We start from the raw sequence: 17599 nt of genomic DNA on the forward strand, positions 1-17599 counted from the left end.
TCGACTCCTTACTTAAGTAGTGGTACTTGGGTTTTGTTGCTTACCGATTCCATCCAATCTTTCACGATGTTGTCCCATTGGATTTCTGTGGCACTGAAGAACCCGCGCAAAATAGAAAATAAGATCGCTTCGTCTACCAACGTCACATGCTGGTATGAATCGAGATTCAACACACTTTTCGCACGTTCAATGAGCGCTTCGACCTCTTTGGCAATGTTTGGTGTGTCTTGCAAAAGTGCATCAAAATTGAGTGCATCCGTTTCCTTTTTTGCGCGCCAAGCGAGCTGTGCAGACTGAGTGGCAAACTCTGGTAAATCCATGTTTGACCAACGTGGGTAACCCACTTTTTGCAGTGGAAGAAACGCAATTTTTTGCCAATCCAGCGCTTGTTGAGATGGTTGGCTTGTTTCACTTGATGTAGCCAGCTCAAGGAAGTAAGCGATGATATCTAGGCTTTCTGCCATCGCTCCACCGTTGTCTTTGATAAGAAGTGGTACTTGTTTGGTTCCAATCAGGTCTGTTGTGGTTTTGTCGTCGTCATAAGCAATATTGATGACGTCGAGTTGGATATTCAGCATGCCAGCAACGTAGCGGACGCGAGCACTGAATGGGCAATGTTCGTAAATGTAGAGTTTCATAGTGTTTTCCTAGTGATTTAATTGGGTAGCCCCGCTTTTTCGGGAGGCGTTAAGTTAGGGCTACCAGTAGGGATGAAATTAGTTGTTGAGGCTTGGTGTTAGCTCAGTTTGTTTGCTTTCTTTGCGGTTCGCCTTGGCGATGAATAACAAACCAATCAGTGGAACAATGATGGCTGCGTAAGGGATCATGCCAGCGCCCATTTGGCTATCGAGCACCATGCCGCCTAAGAAGCCGCCAAAGGCATTGGCTAAGTTGAACGCAGAGATGTTTGCTGTCGCTGCTAACTCTTGACCTTCACCGCCGTGGTTCATTACTCGTAGCTGCATTGCTGGCACGTTAGCGAATGACGCAATACCAAATACAAAGGCGGTGGCAATAAACAGAACTTTGCTGTCGACAGTTAGGCCGACCAGTACCAGTGACACAATCATCGCGATAGCCCAGAACATGGACGCTTTTTGTAGGTTTTTATCTGATGAACGACCACCCATGGTGTTGCCGACAATCAGACCGACACCAACGATAACCAAAATCCAAGTCACGGCACTTTCACCAAAGCCAGTGATGTGCATGGCGATAGGGGCGATGTAGCCATACAAAGTCATAAACCCCGACCAAGCAAATACGGTGATCGCAAGGCTGATAAGTAGCATTGGTTTTTTGAACGCAGCCAATTGCGCTTTGACATCTTTTGCTTCGCCATGACCAGTTGATTTGATCACTGAAGTGATGAAGAACAGAGCCACTAAACCAAAAGCGGCAACGGTTAAGAAAGTGGTGTGCCAGCCGAATTGCAAGCCAATCCAAGTACCGCCAGGCACACCTAAAACGTTAGCCAGTGTTAGGCCTGCGAACATCTGTCCGACCGCACGACCTGCCATTTTTTCTGAAACCAAATTGGTCGCGACCACGGCTCCGATGCCGTAGAAAGGACCTTGAACCAAGCCTGTGATCACTCGGCTGACCATCAACACAAAGTAGTTCGGTGCGAAAGCGGACAATACGTTGCCGAGAATAAACAGCACCATTAGTCCAGCCAGTACGGCTTTCTTGTTAAAGCGCGCCAAGTAAATCGTAAGTAATGGGCCGCCAAACACAATGGCAAGCGCGTAGGCACTGATTAGATAACCCGCTTGCCCTTCCGTGATGGACAAAGAGTTGGCGACTTGAGGAAGGATTCCTGCAATAACAAATTCCGCGGTACCGATAGCAAAAGCTGCAAGCGTTAGGATCCATACCTGCAGCGGCATTTTTTCTTTATTCATGGGGGAGTCTCTTTTTTTATTTCGTTTGAACCCATTGGTGCCATGCTTTTTCTTGCTCTGGCACCTTGTTTTTATTTGCGGTTAGCTAAGCGGGTGTTGTTAGCCAAGCAGTGCGCCACCATCAACATCAATCACGGCGCCGGTCATATAGCTGTTTTCAATCAGAAGTCGGTAAGCTTTTGCAACGTCACTGGCTTCGCCAATTTTGCCTACGGGCAAGCTATTTTGTGTGCGTTTGTACATGGCATTTCTGTCGTCTTCGTTCATGCCTTGATACGCCTCAGTTTTGGTCAACCCTGGGCTGACTGCATTCACTCTGATTGGAGCCAATTCTTTCGCCAGTACTTTCGTGGTCGCTTCAATGGCCGCGTTGATGGCAGTTTTGACGTAGGTTTTAGCAACAACTTTGCGCGATAACATGCCAGACGTTAGCGTAATTGAGCCGCCTTTCTTGATGTAGCGTGCGCCATGTTTCGCCGCGTTGATTGCGCCCCAAAACTTGGTATCAAAAGCGTATTTTGCTTGGGAAACTTCCACGTCTACGACTTTGCCTGCCGGAGCATAAGAGCCAGCTGTGACGATCAGGTGGTCAAAAGCACCAATGGTTTCGAAGTAGTGGTAAACCGACTGTTCATCGCTGATGTCTAACCCTGTTTTTCGGCTTGCTACGTGGACAACCGCATTGTCGTTTGCAAGTTGTTGGCTAAGTTCAGCACCAATACCTGATGTGCCACCTAGTACTACATAGACAGTTTTTTCTGTTTTCATGATTTGTTTCTCCAATCTCGTTTCGTTGGAGCCAGTATATTGATTGGAAGAAATTTGATAATTGGGTAATATTTGAATTGATTATTCAGTTCAGTCGAATAATAAGGTTTTAGGAGGGAATGTGGACAAGTTTTCGGATATGACGCTGTTTGTCAGCATAGTGAAGAACCAAGGGTTGGCGGCGGCTGGTCGAGAGCTCGGTTTATCGCCAGCAACAGTAACGGCAAGATTGCAGTCGCTGGAAGACCGTTATGGGGTGAAATTACTTAATCGCAGTACAAGACATATTTCACTGACGGACTCTGGTGCGATGTACCATCAGGCATGCTTAGAAATCATCGACAGCGTTAAAGAGACGGAGAACTTACTCCAAACTGGCATCAAAGAAGTGCGCGGCACACTTAAAATCTCGGCTCCTCGCGATATTGGTAAGCAATACATTTCGCCAATACTGTCGGAATTTAGTCAGCTCTATCCCGACGTGATCCCTTATCTGTATTTGAACGATAACTTATCCAATTTGGCTGAATCCGGTTTGGACATCGTCATCCGATATGGGGAGCTAGCCGACAGCAACCTTATCTCTCGCAAACTGGCGTCCAGTCGCCGAGTGCTTTGCGCTTCTCCTCAGTATTTGGCAAAGAAAGGCACGCCGATCACGCCACAAGATTTAGCACATCACGATTGTTTAGCCATGGTTCGCAGCAATGAAGAGTTGAAAACGTGGCACTTTCAAGATGAAGAGCAGCACAATGTTGTTACTGTCGTACCGAAGCGTTTTTCTGATGATGGTGAAGTGATTCGTCAGTGGGCGTTAGATGGCGCGGGTATTGCGTTGAAATCGATTCTCGATGTACAAGAGGACATCAAACAGCAGCGTTTAGTGACGGTGTTAAATGGCTACATGAAGAACTTCAACGCATCAACCTCTTCTGCAGGCGCAGATTTGAACGTGATTTACCTGAGCCGCCAGTATCAACCCAAGCGACTTCGTTTGTTTTTGGACTTCTTGATTGAGCGTTTTCATAGCCAGTTTCCGGAATAAGCAAGACTTAGACGGCAACCTGTAATTGAGGCCATGTGATTAGCCAGTTTTTGGATTCTACCCGAGATTGAAACAGCATTAACGTTCGCTTGGGATTGTAAGTAATCAGACCTTCAAACAAAGACTCAAATCCGAACGCTGAAATGCAGTCTATCTGGTTCTTTTCGTTCAATCTGGCAGCGACCGCTGTCTCTTTTTCTGGCCAGTAACTCATTGCATCTAAGGTGCTTTGGTAAGGATTATCACCATTCCTTAGGTGCATGTTTGCTTGATTGCGCACTTGCCAGTTGAACTCTGGCATCAAGGCGTTTAGCTGCGTTTCGTATTTGAGGTAGGCTTGTTCGTCCAACTCATCCGGATCGAAATAAACAACATCAAGATCGTTTAATGGTGTTGGATTTTGCTTTAGATGAAGGTGATCCCAAACTAGGTTTCGCACAAAGCCTGCAGCAATGTAGCAATCCGGTAAAGCCAGTGTTCGAACACACTCCAAGGCTTGAATGCGAAGTGGCTCTTCTGCCAACAACTGGGCAAGTTTTTCTTCAAGCATCGGTATTACTTCGCTGGTGGCAGTTCAATGCCCAATTCATCGCGTTTTCGCTTACTCAAGCCAAGTGCAACTAATCGATAAGATTCTGATAAATAGTACTTTAGCTCTTCGTCTAGGCGTCCGGAGGTTTCCGTTTGCTGAATCCACTTCATACCTCTGTTTGCGAAATAAGGGGCAGGAATATAACCCTCATAATCACTTAAAAAATCGAAGTTTAAAGGAGAAGTCTTAAACGTAAAGGCAGGCTGCTTGTCTTTACTCCAGCCACCAATAGCAAATACCTTCCCACCGATTTTCCAAACGTGTGCATCCCCCCATTGAACAACATGGGAAGTGGCAGCGAATGAGCCGCAGAATTGATTAAATTCATCGTATGTCATGGTCAACCTTAACTTATGAGAATTACGGTGTTGGCTAGGTTAGCACAGGTTGATTGGTCTTGATGTATCACGATTCATTGTAAAGCTTTAAAGGTTGGATTCTGTCTGAACTTTTTGCTTTAACTCAGGTAGAGTGAAATTTAAATAATTTTACATTATAGATAATTTGAGTAATGTGAACTTTTCTCCTCGTAGGATTGGACTCCTATATCCTTTCTTACGTGATTGCTGAGGTCGTTAATGTAATACCTATCAATATTGGTTTTTTTAATTAAATTAAATTTATTCAATAGTATAAATGCTATTTTTCGAGTTTTTAACAATATGTTCTTCAATTGAATTTCCTTGTTCGACCATTTGATGTCAGTATTATCGAACCAACAAAGCTCCATTACGAACAACGATTTATTACAAGTATTATAAGTAGAGATTATGGACAATAGACTTCGCTATCTTTCAGCGCTTCATTACTTTGAATCTGCAGCTCGACTAAAAAGCTACAGTAAAGCGGTTGAGGAACTTTGCATCACTCAGGCAGCGATAAGCCAAAAGTTGAGGCAGTTAGAACAACGTTTGAGTTGCAAGCTGTTCATTCGACGTGGACGTGAAATGCACCTGACGGATAAAGGGCAAATTCTTCATCGACACGTTAATGATGGTTTCAAAAACATCATTACAGGCCTAAATCGAATTCAAAATGAACCGCTAGAAGGCGTGTTGAATGTTAGTGCTCCGCGTTCTTTTTCGACTCGTTGGCTAATGCCAAGGCTATGGAAATTTACAATGGAGTACCCGCATATTCCTATCAGAATGCAAAACCTCCACACCATGGATATCAGACACACTGAGACCGATGTACTAATTTGGCAAGGCGATGGAGATGCAACCGATTTAGGGTTGGAGCAAAAGACGTTATTTGAAGAAGAAATCTATCCTTACTGTTCTCCACAACTTGCTGAATCAATTAAGTTTACCCACCCTGAGCAGTTACAACGTTGTTGGCTGATTGACTTTCACTCAGAGGCATTCAATTGGGAGCAGTGGTTTAAAGCTGCCAACGTTGATACTCAAAAAGACAGACTTCAGTGGATGGAGGTTGGCACCTTTGATATGGGAATCAATGCTGTGGTAGCTGGTCACGGGGCGTGCTTAGCAACAGATAGTGTTTGTGCCGACTTTATTGAAAGAGGGATGCTAGTGAAACCTTTTGATATTGGTTTAAAGCCAGGTGTTCGTTACTCGGTAATTGATGACCCTTCGTCTTCGCGCTCTTTGCGTATCAGTGCTTTTAAAGCTTGGTTAATGAAAGAGCTTTCTTTTAAGTAACTTGCTAGTTTTAAGTTTATTTTCATTGGGAATGATAAGGTCAAACGACGGGCTGTTTGAGATAACCCAACATGCCTTTGGGTGCTAGTTATTTGATTAACTGAGCTGGCTTGTTACTTTAATGACTTGTTCTTTAAAGACGTCTTTGACTTTTTGATTGCTGCTCTTAGCTACGGATACCCACTGTAAGCCAGTTCCATCAACATGTTGGAATTCAATTTGTAGCTCGTATTTTTTTGTTGAATTGAGGGCAGCAATTATGCCCACAACGAAGGCAAAAGGGGCGGTAAAAGCTCCAAGTGATTCAGGGCAAACCATCCAAACGACGCTTGAGACTATTGTTCCGATGCAAAGGATACGTAAGGCATGGTCTTTAAATGTGTTCGTTTTTACACGTATTCCTTTTATCTTTTCCAAAAGATAATGATCTTGTTTAAAGGAAAACTGGGATTGCTTAATTTGAAAATCTTGTGCAGAAATCATTGACAACACCTCTCATCAGTTAAATGCATACATATGAATATCACTTCTAAAGTCTGATAATCAATTGTCTTGTGAATAATATAGAGGGGAAAGTCACAGGTTTTTATGATTTGAGGAAAGAAAGCGAAAAAGGTCGCGGTTTTCTCTAGATGGCAGATAAAACAAAGCCGCTGAGATTGTCAGCGGCTTTGTCGTTTTAATTCGGTATCAAATTACTTAGCTACTTGCGGACGTGGCTTACGACGTTGTCCTGATGGCTTGTTGCCTGACGGTTTACCGTTTGAAGGCTTTGCGCCTGCTGGCTTGCCGTTTGAGCGAGCTTGGCCGTCACGGTTGCCTTTTGGCTTACCAGCGCCGCCTTTGCCTGATTTGTTTTCGCCTTTACCGTTTTTGTTGTCGCTGTTGAAACGACGCTTTGGTTTGTTGTTACCGCCGCTGTTTTTCTTCTCAGCAGTTTGACCGTTTTCACCTTCTGCCTTTGGCTTCTTAGGCTTTTTCGGTTTCTTTGGCTTGATAGGGCGAGTATCAAGCTTCGACTCTGGCAATACGTTAGTTGGTGCGTAGCCTTCTAGCTCTTTACGAGGAAGCAGTTGTTGAATCAAACGTTCAATCGCAAACAGCTCTGATGCTTCAAGTGCGCACACTAGAGAAATCGCTTTGCCCACTTCACCAGCACGACCAGTACGGCCGATACGGTGAACGTAATCTTCAGCTACTTTTGGCAACTCAAAGTTAACCACCTGAGGAAGCTGAGGAATATCGATACCGCGTGCAGCGATGTCGGTTGCAACCAACACTCGAACTTCGCCAGATTTAAAGTCAGCCAGTGCTTTAGTACGTGCACCTTGGCTCTTGTTACCGTGAATTGCTGCAGCTGTAATCTTTTGGTCGATTAAGAACTTCGCTAAGCGGTTTGCGCCATGCTTGGTTTTGGTAAATACCAATACTTGTTTCCAGTCACCATCTTTGATCAGTTTGACCAGCATTGGCGCTTTCTTCTTCACGTCTGCTGGGTAGATGCATTGTTCTACAGTGCGTGCTGTTGAGTTTGCAGGGTTTACTGAAATCTCAACAGGGTTGTTTACCAAACCTTTTGCAAGATCGCGGATTTCATCAGAGAAAGTCGCAGAGAACAGAAGGTTCTGACGTTGCTTTGGCAGTAAATCAAGAATCTTGCGAATGTCGCGAATGAAGCCCATGTCTAGCATGCGGTCCGCTTCGTCTAGAACCAGCATTTCTAGTTGGTCGAACTTCACTGCGTTCTGGTTGTATAGGTCCAATAGACGACCTGGTGTTGCAACCAATACGTCCGCACCTTTACGTAGGCGAAGCATTTGCGGGTTGATCTTCACACCACCAAATACCACTGCACTCGTTAGAGGTAGGTGGCGGCTGTACATGAACACGTTTTCTTGCACCTGAGCCGCAAGCTCACGAGTTGGCGTTAGCACCAATGCGCGGACTTGGTTGCTGCGTACACGTGGACCGTTCGACAGACGTTCAAGAATCGGAAGCGTAAAGCCTGCCGTTTTACCTGTACCAGTCTGTGCTGCTGCCATCACGTCTTTCCCTTCCAAAACAGCTGGAATTGCTTGTGCCTGAATTGGCGAAGGGGTGTCGTAGCCTTTTTCCTGAATAGCTTTAAGGATTGGAGCAGATAGACCTAACGAGGTAAAACCCATATGTATGATTCTCAATTGTCGAGTTAGATAACAAGGCGTCGAATTTATGTACGACGCGAAAAGTGCGACATTCTGAGGCTTTTAGGCGTTAGCTTCAACTATTTCTGTCATGGATAATTTTTTGAAGCAGATCTCATTTCTCACGACAGCGTTAAAATGCAGTATTTACCTCAAGTTTGCTTGAGGTTTTAGAGTGTTTAACAAGCAAAAGGAAAACTAAAACGATAACCCAAATTAACAAGGAACAACGTTATGAAAAGCTATGTTGAACACGCCAATATCTCCGTCGTAAATGCGCGCAAAACCATTGAATTTTTAACCACCGCTATTCCAGAGTGGACAATCCGTGGCAGCGGTAAGCTTGATGACTGGTTTGGACGTCCTATCGAATGGTTTCATGTCGGAGATGAACATTCTTACATTGCGATCTCCGATGGTGGAGCTGGTGATGCTGGGCATTGGACGACACATTTTACTGGCATGAAGCACCTCGGCATCGTCGTTGCAGATGTTGATGCGCTTGTCGCTCGATTAAAAGAAGTGGGTTATGAGCTTGACCACTGGGGCGCGGAACACCCATTTCGTAAAAACGTCTATTATTTGGAAGATCATGGGATGCAGTTTGAGTTTGTCGAGTATCTGTCAGATAAAGACAGCGAACGAAATGATTACACTCAGTAGTATTTATTGAATTAAGGATGGAGCAAGGTATAGAGCGTGTACCTTGCTCTTAAGAGTTAGGTTAGTGCTTGGCGTGATCCAAAAAGGCTTGAGTTAGCAGTTGGAACAGCGCGTCAGTATCTGGCCTTTCTTCTATATGATTGAATAGGGGAGTGTGCACGTCGCCGCGAATATCATCGTTATGCCCGCAAAGGCGATTACATAACTGCACAGGTTCAACGATCTTTTTTACGTCCGCATCAATAAGTATACAGGCCTGAGAGAGCACCACTTGCCCGCCGCCTTTCTTCAGTAAGACTCGTTGTGCGGTTCCCACCACTTTTTGTCCATTGATGTTTAGGTTGTAGTCACCGTCACAATAGGAGTTGGGTGTTGCGTGCACATCAACCTTTACACCAAGTTGTTCAAAGAAAACCTCTAGGACAGAACATAAGTCCAGATACGCTTTTTTGATGTCGTATGGTTGACCTACTGGCCAATGATAGATGTGGGATAGATTAATGATTCCAGGAACTTGAGGTACGGGTGCGCCGCCAGTTTTTCTAGAGAATAGCTTCCAGTTCGTCTCTTCAAGGCCTTGTTCAAGCTCGTCTGAAATAGGCCACTTCTTTCCTGCAGGAAGGACGAGCGTTGGGCTTTTCACTTGCCACAACAATAAGACTTGAGAGAGTTGATCCGTCTGCACGAGTTTGATCAGCTCATCTTCTTTACTGAAAACATCTGCGACTTCAGTGGATTGATAGCGGATCAGTTTATTTTTGGAAGCCAAATTCAGTTCCTCTTTTCATCTACCCTTCAGTTTTACTCCAATTTCGTCACAAAATCCAATCACAACTCTGTTTTTGTTTGAAAGTAAATGTTCATTAAAAACATTAAGTTAAAACCTTCAGGCGCAAATGCCGAGTCAGGTTTACAATTTGTTTTTAATGCAAATGTTGCTTGCGCAATGGTTGTTGTGTAATCTTTATTTTGTAACGCTACTCAAATCAAATCAAATCAAATCAAATCAAATCAAATCAAATCGAAAAAGAGAATATCGCTATGAAAAAGTCACTCAGCCTAGCTCATCGACTCAGCTCTATCAGTGCATACCTACTCATCATGAGCTTTTTTATTAGTTCCGTGTTGGTTGAATTATTTGGTGATCACCAAGCTATCTTGTTCGTCAAAACCTATATTTCTTATGCGATTTGGGCTGTAGTACCTTTAATGGCGGCAGCTGGTATTACGGGGTCTAAGATGGCTCCGAATGTAGAGAAGGGCCCATTTGCGGCGAAGAAAAAGCGTATGCCTTTCGTTGCGTTGAACGGCATCTTGATTCTTGTCCCATCAGCCATTTACCTTCATCACTTAGCGGAACTTGGGCGCTTTGATACCACTTTTTACGTGGTTCAAATCGTGGAGTTAGTTGCTGGGTTCATCAATTTGACTTTGATGACGTTGAATATTCGAGATGCAAGAGCATTAAAACGACCAACAAAAGCACCTAAACAGGCTGTTATGTAAAGCATAAAAATAATTTGTTGGTCATCGTCTGGGTGATAAATAGAATCCGCAGACTATTTAATTCTAAGGCGATGAAATTATGAAAAAGTTAATGACTGCTGCAGCATTAGCAACGTTGTTAACTGGCTGCGTGACCTTCCCAACGCAAGAGTCCGAGCAAGTGAAAGTGATTTGGGATGATGTAAACGCAATCGCAAACTGTCAGCACCTAGGCACAGTAATGGGCTCAGAAGGCCACTTTTATGATTACTGGCTTCATGCAGACAAAGACATGGTTTGGGGCACACTAAACCAAATGCGCATTAAAGCAGCAGAGCTGGGGGCAGATACCCTTTACTTGTATCAACCACTTGGTTTCTCAAGCTCAGTGACCATGTTCGCTAACGCGTATCAGTGTCAGAACTAAAAGAAAAGCAGACGTTAATGTCTGCTTTTTTCGTTTTAGTATTTGCCTTCAAGGCATAGCAAGAAACGACAAGGGACAAGCCGTGGATGCTAGTTAGTTCTGCCCTGCGATTTAGTTCAGCCCTGCAGTCGCCATGGCAACTGAATCCGTAAAGGACAGAGAGAAAGCGTCATCGGTGTTCAGAACTTTTGCCGGGAACTCTAGGCTTAGCTTAGCTTCTGGTGCGACTTCTGATTCGATACTGGTAATGAACTGACGAGTTTCTCCTGGAGAGATGGTCAAATCTTTGCCAGCTTGTGGGCCAAGCTCAGCAATACCAATCGTCGTTAGGCCATTACCTTCCTGATCGACCAAGCTCAACAAAGATTCAGATTTGTAAATCAATTCGCCCTTGTCGGTTTGATAAGCTCTGAAGGTATTAAAGTTCGGTTGTAACTCACCGTCAGAGGCTAAGTTAGTCACTGAGAAGGTAACGTTAGAGCCATCAAACTTCTCCACTCGAACAAGTACGTTCGCGTCTTGATAACGAGCGGCCGCCGCTGCAGCTGCCATTTCTCTTTGTCGTTCTTTCTCGCGCTCAACTTCCGCAACACGCGCTTTTTCTTCTTCAATTCGAGCTTCTGCCATTGCATAAGATTTATCAACCATAGCGAGTAGCGCAGGGATAGAATAAGCAGACAACCCTTCTAAGTGGTCGAAGTCGATCTTCGCGTTTGTGGTGAGCTTGTTGGTTGAGAACTGGCAGTGTCCGTCGATTAGGTTGACAAACGCCACTTCAAACGTACCTTGCAGTTTGCTGACTTCAATGCCCGCTTTCTCAATGTTGTCACGAACTTGTTTGATCTCTTCTAATGATTTTTTCGGCAGTAAACCGTTAGGTGAGACGTTGTTTGAAACTGTTACTAACTCTTCGGTAACAAACGGATTGTTTTTGGCCGGAACCACCGTTGTGATGAGGTTAGATTGGGTGATGTCTTCACCCAGCAAGACAGTCATTTTCTGCGACGCAGCAGTTTTGTTGCCGGCTAATACGTCGCTACAGTTTGGTGAGTTGCTCGCTTGTGCGGTTTGAATCGCAGCGAGAGAAAGCATGGCGGACAAGCCAGTGACGACGAGTCCTTTCGATGGTCGATTGTTCATCCTGATAAACCCCTCTGTAATATGATGCGCTAAGCCGACGTGTATAAGTCCAATCGTGGATTGGTATAGCGACATTCAGAATGGTTGTAATTGCGTCCTCGCCACGTTCATCTTCACAAGACTGCATTGCTGATGGTTTCAGCTCGACTTTCGATAGTGATAAGCCGTCACGATCAAAAGTGTTTGAATTCGCAGATGATGCTGCAAGGTCGATGTCTTTTTTCTGAAAGATAGACGTAACTTTTCAAGGCTTCAAATTCGTGATCGAGATCTATTTTTTGCGACAGTGCGAGGATCAAGCGAAAACAGACACTTAACGTAGAGAGTTGATTTTGAGAGAAAAAAATAAATTTTTTTGGGAACTTTTTGAAACGCTGCCTTTGAGACTTAATTCGCATCTCAAAGGCAGGTATTTGGATTTTAAGGTGTAATTTTTATTACAGCGCGTTGAGTACGTCAGCTAAGCGTGTTACCGCCACTTTTAATTCTTCTGGTGTTGCATTGGTGAAGTTAAGACGCAGTGCCGCTTTCACTTCAGAACCTTCTGGGTAGAAGACAGGGCTCGGTACAACCGCCACACCGTTAGCAAGCAGTGATTTTGCCAGCTCAAAGGTATCGCACTCTGGGATCTCTACCCATACGAACATACCACCATCAACAGGCTTGAGGACGCAGCTTGCGGGAAGCTGTTTTTCTAGCTCTGCATACATCACATCGTAGCGAGACTTGTACAGTTCACAAATGGTGCTGATGTGGGTTTCGAAGTTGTCATGTTGAAGCAAGCCGTGCAGTAGGGCTTGCATCGGTACGCTTGAGTGCAGATCGGCACCTTGTTTGATTTTAATCAGCGGTTCTAGGTAGCTAGTTTTACCCGTAACCACACCAATGCGAAGACCTGGTGATGCAATCTTAGAGAATGAACGCAGTACGATAGAGTTCTGTGGACAGAAATCAGACACCAAAGGCAAAGCTTCACCAGAGAAACGCAGCTCGCGGTATGGTGCATCTTCGATGAAAGCCACATTATATTGAATACAAAGCTCTGCAACCTTTTGACGCGTTTCTAGTGCCCAGCATACGCCCGTTGGGTTATGGAAATCTGGCACTGCATAGAACATCTTCGGCTTTTGCTCTGCGAAGCACTGCTCTAGCTCTTCAAGGTTTGGACCGAACTCAGTTTGAGAAACCGTCACGATGTTTGCTTGAACCAAGCCAAAAACCTGCATCGCACCAAGGTAGCTTGGGGCTTCCATTACCACTTTGTCACCCGGGTTCACATAAGCACGTGCAATCAAATCCAAACCTTGCTGAGAGCCTGTAGTGATCATCGCTGTGTGTGTTTCAGGAAGCTTGAAGTAACCGTTTAGGAAGCTCAGTAGCGGTCCATAGCCTGCGGTTGAGCCGTATTGGAACACCTCTGGCATGTTGGCCAAGTTTTCAAGCGTCGGCTTCATTAAGTCGATTGGGAAGGTCTTCTCGTCTGGCAAACCGCCAGCAAGCGAGATGACGTTTTTATCGCTAGCGGCAGCGAGGATCTCTCGAATGTACGATGACTTTACTTGTTGTAGTGACTGTGCGATTTCCATGTGTTGTGTTTCTCGTATTTTTTAATTTTGGTTTTATTCAGAAGATAGTACATGGGATTTGCTAACTTAAGTGTGTCCATTTATGCTGTTAAACATGTCCATTTATGCTATTTCAATCAAACGCTAAATTATGAGTCAGCAACAGGTTTCCAGAATCAATGACGTACTGTTCTACATTCACCAAGACATTAGCAGAGAATTATCCGCTAAAGAGCTAGCCGATGTAGCAGCGTATTCTGAGCAGCATTTCCACCGTATTTTTAAAGATGTGGTAGGGGAGTCGATTCATCAATACATTCGTCGTACACGAATGGAATACGCAGCAAATCAGTTGATGTTCGATACCAAATCGTCGGTATTAGAGATTGCTAATAAGTGTGGATTTAGCTCGGTGTCGTCATTCAGCCGTGCCTTTAAATCCACGTTTGATATGTCGCCCGGTGCTTGGCGTAAGCATGATTTGCATGTCGCGGAAAAGCCGTATCTCAAAGATCCAGAAGTGGCGGCGGGTTACCATCGAGTCGCGAAGCGTACCTTACCTGAGCCAAAGATTGTTGAAGTGCCCCAACGCTTTGCTGCTTATGTTCGTCATGAAGGCTATAACCGTTCTATTCGTAATGCTTGGCTGGTGCTTAAAGCGTGGGCCAATTCAGAGAACCGAGACTTCTCTACCCAATATGGTTTACATCATTCCAATCCGGCTTGGGTTGAGTTGGACAAATGTCGCTATGTGGCCTGTATGGCCATTGATAAACCGCTTAAGTATCGCGGCGTAGTGAACCAGATGATCATACCGGGTGGCTTACATGCGGTGTTCAGGTTGACTGGTGTGTATGGTGAGTTGCTTCCTCAAATCAGTATGGTGTTGGAGAAATGGTTACCAAACTCGGGCTTCAAACAACGCTCGACTCCTGCGTATGTGCATTATCATCAAAACCACTTTTTAAATCATGAAGAAGCGTTTGAATTAGATTTCTACTTGCCTATCAGTTTCTTCTAACAATTTCTTTTAAAAAGCTTTGCTTCACGTTCAATGCTTTTCTATTGTGTCAGATGAAAATGCCCGACATTGACGTCGGACTTTATAGAATAAGTTGAAAATGAAATGAATATAGAACATCTCAAGCTTTTCGTTCGTTTGGCATCAACGCACAACATCAGCATGGCAGGACAAGAGCTTGGATTATCGCCAGCCGTTGCTAGTGCTCACATCAATAAGTTGGAAGAAGGGCTAGGCGTTCGCCTTGTGCACCGAACCACACGTAAGGTCTCATTAACGGAAGAAGGTCAGGCATTTTTGCCACACGCTGAAGAAGTGCTTGCAACGGTAGAAGCGGCGCGAGGTGCGGTAGGAGTTGGTCATAGCGCACCAACCGGCACGCTTCGAGTAACGGCTCCGGCATCGTTTGGGCGTTTGCATCTTGTGCCTGCACTCAAAGGCTTTATGGCGGCTTACCCCGAGCTTACGGTGGATTTTCGTTTCTCCGATTCCATTATTGATATGGTTGAAGGCGGGTTTGATGTCGCGATTCGTCTTGCAGAGTTGAAAGACTCAACGCTGGTGGCACGCAAACTAGCACCAGATCGTCGCATCATTGTTGCTTCACCAGAGTATTTAGAAAAGCACGGTACGCCGAAAACACCGCAAGAACTTGCTGAGCATGAATGCGTGACGCTAATGGGATTGGACAATTGGGTGTTTGAAACCCCAGATGGTCATTATGCGATGCGCGCTTCGGGAAGCTTTAGAACCGATAACGGCGATGCGATGCGTGACGCTTGTATTGATGGGCTTGGTGTGTCGATTAACTCAATTTGGAGTGTCTACAAACAGCTTCAAGCCGGTGAGTTAGTCGAAATCTTGGAAGACTACCCATTAGTGATGAACGCCAGCATTTGGGCGGTTTACCCTAGCTCACGTTTGATCGCACCTAAGGTTCGTGCCTTTATTGATTACTTTGCCGAGTATTACGGGCAGCCACCTTACTGGGAAACCGAACTGGCTACCCATCAGAAATAAACAAAAACGCTTTCCAATCGGAAAGCGTTTTTTATTGTGTTCATTTAGCGAGAAAGAGAACGACTACCAAGAGAAAGTCTGGATGACGTTGTCTTTTGCCATTGGGTTAGATGCGATCGCGTGATTGATGTTTCTCAGAAAATCTTCGCGTGAATCCAACAACCAACCTTTTTGTGGAACGATGTTGTTACCATGGTCGCCCCAGTAGAAGGTATCAATATTCAAGTTTTCGAGTAGATATTTCTCCTCCTCAAGCACTTGAAGTTGAGTTGGCATAGTGAACTCACCATTCTTCACTTCTTGTTCCATCACCGTTCCTGGCTGAATCGCAAGTGCCATAGGCGCAATTTGCTCAGGATTGATTTGGTTCAAGATGTCTGTTGTCGCAATAATGTGTTCTTTTGAACGCTCACGACCACCAAGGCCAAAGATGAAAGACAGCAACACTTCAATGCCAGCTTCTTTCGCCATTGCCATGCCCTCGACCGCTTGCTCTGGTGACATGCGTTTTTTAATGCGCTCAAGAACAATGCGATCGCCAGATTCAAGACCAGAATAGGCCATATCTAAACCCGCATCTTTTAGCTCTTTCAATTCAGCAATGGTTTTACGGCGGAAATCGTTCAATCCACTGTAAAGAGAAATCTTTTTGCACTCAGGAAACGTTGAACGCAGTTTGTCGAAGATCTTAAGCAAGTAATCCGTACGTGCAGCCATAACGTTACCATCAATCAAAAAGATCGATTCTACATGTGGGTAGATAAGACGCGCTTCTTCAATGTCTTTAATCACGTCTTCAATAGGGCGTACCTTAAAGCGTTTGTCATCAAACATGCTGCAAAACGTGCAGGTGTTGATGCTACAACCCAATGTGGTTTGGATTAAGATGCTGCGGTATTCCGGCCATGGTCGGTAAACTTTGCCCTCATAGTTCATAGTTGGATCTCCAGTTAAAAGCGGGATGATTCGATGTCATCACTCGCGAAAGATAATGGGAACGAACGCGTTTGAGTCTGGCGTTTTTCCCGATGGCTGAAGATTAACAAGAGAAGGGTTTGTTGATAATTGGCCTTTATATCGAATGAGTTTTTAGATTTTATTGAAAATGAGCAATGGTGGCAGTTTTAGAAGCACGAGACCAAAACGTGATAAACAGAAACGCTAGAAACTGGTACACAGAAATCAGTACGTAAAAACAACAACACCTAGCCGAAGCTAGGTGTTTAACAGGAATCAACCGTGTTGAATTAAGCGAGTTTAGCAATCACTGCTTTAATTGCGTCTACCACTTGTTGTGATTTGGTGTCATTCAACGCATCACGATGAGGAGCGGCAAAAGCTTCAATATCGTTGTCGAAGTACGAACCATGCGCTTGAGCAAATTCATCCGATAGTGCAGCACGAATTAGAATGTCTGCGCCCAAACTAATGTCATTACCCGCGATACCGTAAGCGTCTTTCACCATTTTGCTGGCAAGGAATGACTTTGGATTGACTGAAACCACCATCGGGCCGACGTTTTTCAACTGCAATCCCATTACGCGTGACCACATAGTCAGTGCCAGCTTACTTTGAGCGTAAGCTTCACCGTCTGACAGTGGTTTGTTGCCCATCAAGGCTTCGATGCTCACTGGCGCTTGTGCCGCAGAAGATAGGTTTACGACACGACCTGTGTTGCCAAGTAGTGGAAGCAACTCTTTTGTCAGCATGTATGGCGCAATGGTGTTAACGGCAAAGCGCACATCAAGACCTTCTTGAGTTCTTGAATTCGGTGTTGCGAACACGCCAGCGTTATTGATGATCACATCCAGTTTGCCAAAGCGCTCTGCCACTTCTGCAACCATCTGTTCCACTGCTTTGACTGAAGATAGGTCAGCAACGATGCTTTCCACTTTGCCAGCGTTCATCTCAATCAAGCTTTGCTCTACGTTTTGAACCTTTGCTTCGTTACGGCCATGAACAATTACGTGGTGACCATCTGCCACTAACATTTTTGCTGTTTCCAAACCAATGCCGTCTGTAGAACCAGTAATCAGGATGATTTTTTGCATAATTGAGATTCCTTTTGAATTCGATATGCAACAATCATAGTGGCATCTTTGGCGTTCGACTATTGGGAGAG

19 protein-coding genes are annotated in these 17599 nt (G+C 44.8%); 7 read left to right on the plus strand and 12 right to left on the minus strand.

The window, feature by feature from the left end; translation table 11 throughout:
• Positions 1 to 8: 8 nt before the first annotated feature.
• The 3 genes from H735_RS13810 to H735_RS13820 all read right to left on the minus strand — a co-directional run bounded on the left by H735_RS13810 (position 9) and on the right by H735_RS13820 (position 2672).
• On the minus strand, positions 9 to 638 hold the full coding sequence (locus H735_RS13810) for a GrxB family glutaredoxin (protein WP_020194670.1): 630 nt from the start codon (positions 636 to 638) through the stop codon (positions 9 to 11).
• 78 nt (positions 639 to 716) lie between these two features.
• Positions 717 to 1904, minus strand: a complete 1188-nt coding sequence (locus tag H735_RS13815) for an MFS transporter (RefSeq protein WP_020194671.1) — start codon at positions 1902 to 1904, stop codon at positions 717 to 719.
• Between the two features lie 99 nt (positions 1905 to 2003).
• Positions 2004 to 2672 carry an SDR family oxidoreductase gene (locus tag H735_RS13820; protein ID WP_020194672.1) on the minus strand — a complete coding sequence of 223 codons (669 nt, stop codon included), beginning with the start codon at positions 2670 to 2672 and terminating at the stop codon, positions 2004 to 2006.
• Positions 2673 to 2793: 121 nt separating this feature from the next.
• Between H735_RS13820 and H735_RS13825 the strand changes: the two genes are divergently transcribed.
• On the plus strand, positions 2794 to 3717 hold the full coding sequence (locus tag H735_RS13825) for a LysR family transcriptional regulator (RefSeq protein WP_020194673.1): 924 nt from the start codon (positions 2794 to 2796) through the stop codon (positions 3715 to 3717).
• Positions 3718 to 3724: 7 nt separating this feature from the next.
• On the opposite strand, the gene H735_RS13830 is transcribed toward H735_RS13825, so the two are convergent.
• Both H735_RS13830 and H735_RS13835 read right to left on the minus strand, forming a co-directional pair.
• A complete protein-coding gene (locus H735_RS13830) occupies positions 3725 to 4267 on the minus strand; it encodes a nucleotidyltransferase family protein (protein ID WP_020194674.1) in 543 nt (180 codons plus the stop codon).
• A gap of 5 nt (positions 4268 to 4272) precedes the next feature.
• On the minus strand, positions 4273 to 4647 hold the full coding sequence (locus H735_RS13835; protein WP_020194675.1) for an MmcQ/YjbR family DNA-binding protein: 375 nt from the start codon (positions 4645 to 4647) through the stop codon (positions 4273 to 4275).
• 432 nt (positions 4648 to 5079) lie between these two features.
• Here H735_RS13835 and H735_RS13845 point away from each other — a divergent pair, with 432 nt between their 5' ends.
• Positions 5080 to 5973, plus strand: coding sequence for a LysR substrate-binding domain-containing protein (locus tag H735_RS13845; RefSeq protein ID WP_020194676.1), 894 nt, complete (start codon positions 5080 to 5082; stop codon positions 5971 to 5973).
• A 96-nt stretch (positions 5974 to 6069) separates the two neighbouring features.
• Here the strand turns inward: H735_RS13845 and H735_RS13850 are convergent, their stop codons facing one another.
• The gene (locus tag H735_RS13850) at positions 6070 to 6456 is read right to left on the minus strand and encodes a hypothetical protein (RefSeq protein ID WP_020194677.1); all 387 of its coding nucleotides are present in this window, start codon (positions 6454 to 6456) and stop codon (positions 6070 to 6072) included.
• Between the two features lie 212 nt (positions 6457 to 6668).
• Complete coding sequence (locus H735_RS13855) at positions 6669 to 8138, minus strand: DEAD/DEAH box helicase (protein ID WP_020194678.1); 1470 nt, start codon at positions 8136 to 8138, stop codon at positions 6669 to 6671.
• Between the two features lie 252 nt (positions 8139 to 8390).
• Here H735_RS13855 and H735_RS13860 point away from each other — a divergent pair, with 252 nt between their 5' ends.
• Positions 8391 to 8819: a VOC family protein gene (locus H735_RS13860; RefSeq protein WP_020194679.1), complete on the plus strand. Its 429-nt coding sequence runs from the start codon at positions 8391 to 8393 to the stop codon at positions 8817 to 8819.
• Between the two features lie 61 nt (positions 8820 to 8880).
• Here the strand turns inward: H735_RS13860 and H735_RS13865 are convergent, their stop codons facing one another.
• Positions 8881 to 9588, minus strand: a complete 708-nt coding sequence (locus H735_RS13865) for a lipoate--protein ligase family protein (RefSeq protein WP_020194680.1) — start codon at positions 9586 to 9588, stop codon at positions 8881 to 8883.
• 272 nt (positions 9589 to 9860) lie between these two features.
• Here H735_RS13865 and H735_RS13870 point away from each other — a divergent pair, with 272 nt between their 5' ends.
• Positions 9861 to 10325: a hypothetical protein gene (locus H735_RS13870; RefSeq protein WP_020194682.1), complete on the plus strand. Its 465-nt coding sequence runs from the start codon at positions 9861 to 9863 to the stop codon at positions 10323 to 10325.
• 79 nt (positions 10326 to 10404) lie between these two features.
• Positions 10405 to 10731, plus strand: coding sequence for a DUF4156 domain-containing protein (locus H735_RS13875; protein WP_009706294.1), 327 nt, complete (start codon positions 10405 to 10407; stop codon positions 10729 to 10731).
• 111 nt (positions 10732 to 10842) lie between these two features.
• Here the strand turns inward: H735_RS13875 and H735_RS13880 are convergent, their stop codons facing one another.
• Positions 10843 to 11871: a hypothetical protein gene (locus H735_RS13880; protein WP_027726572.1), complete on the minus strand. Its 1029-nt coding sequence runs from the start codon at positions 11869 to 11871 to the stop codon at positions 10843 to 10845.
• A 437-nt stretch (positions 11872 to 12308) separates the two neighbouring features.
• On the minus strand, positions 12309 to 13457 hold the full coding sequence (locus H735_RS13885; protein WP_005439163.1) for an aminotransferase-like domain-containing protein: 1149 nt from the start codon (positions 13455 to 13457) through the stop codon (positions 12309 to 12311).
• A 130-nt stretch (positions 13458 to 13587) separates the two neighbouring features.
• Between H735_RS13885 and H735_RS13890 the strand changes: the two genes are divergently transcribed.
• Both H735_RS13890 and H735_RS13895 read left to right on the plus strand, forming a co-directional pair.
• Positions 13588 to 14457, plus strand: coding sequence for an AraC family transcriptional regulator (locus tag H735_RS13890; RefSeq protein WP_020194684.1), 870 nt, complete (start codon positions 13588 to 13590; stop codon positions 14455 to 14457).
• 105 nt (positions 14458 to 14562) lie between these two features.
• Positions 14563 to 15477, plus strand: a complete 915-nt coding sequence (locus tag H735_RS13895) for a LysR family transcriptional regulator (protein WP_005439159.1) — start codon at positions 14563 to 14565, stop codon at positions 15475 to 15477.
• Positions 15478 to 15540: 63 nt separating this feature from the next.
• On the opposite strand, the gene H735_RS13900 is transcribed toward H735_RS13895, so the two are convergent.
• Both H735_RS13900 and H735_RS13905 read right to left on the minus strand, forming a co-directional pair.
• A complete protein-coding gene (locus tag H735_RS13900) occupies positions 15541 to 16413 on the minus strand; it encodes a B12-binding domain-containing radical SAM protein (RefSeq protein WP_020194685.1) in 873 nt (290 codons plus the stop codon).
• A 311-nt stretch (positions 16414 to 16724) separates the two neighbouring features.
• Positions 16725 to 17528 (minus strand): SDR family NAD(P)-dependent oxidoreductase, encoded by an 804-nt coding sequence (locus H735_RS13905; protein ID WP_020194686.1) that lies wholly within the window; start codon positions 17526 to 17528, stop codon positions 16725 to 16727.
• Positions 17529 to 17599 lie beyond the last annotated feature (71 nt).

This window comes from Vibrio owensii CAIM 1854 = LMG 25443 (assembly GCF_000817815.1).
Taxonomy (GTDB): domain Bacteria; phylum Pseudomonadota; class Gammaproteobacteria; order Enterobacterales; family Vibrionaceae; genus Vibrio; species Vibrio owensii.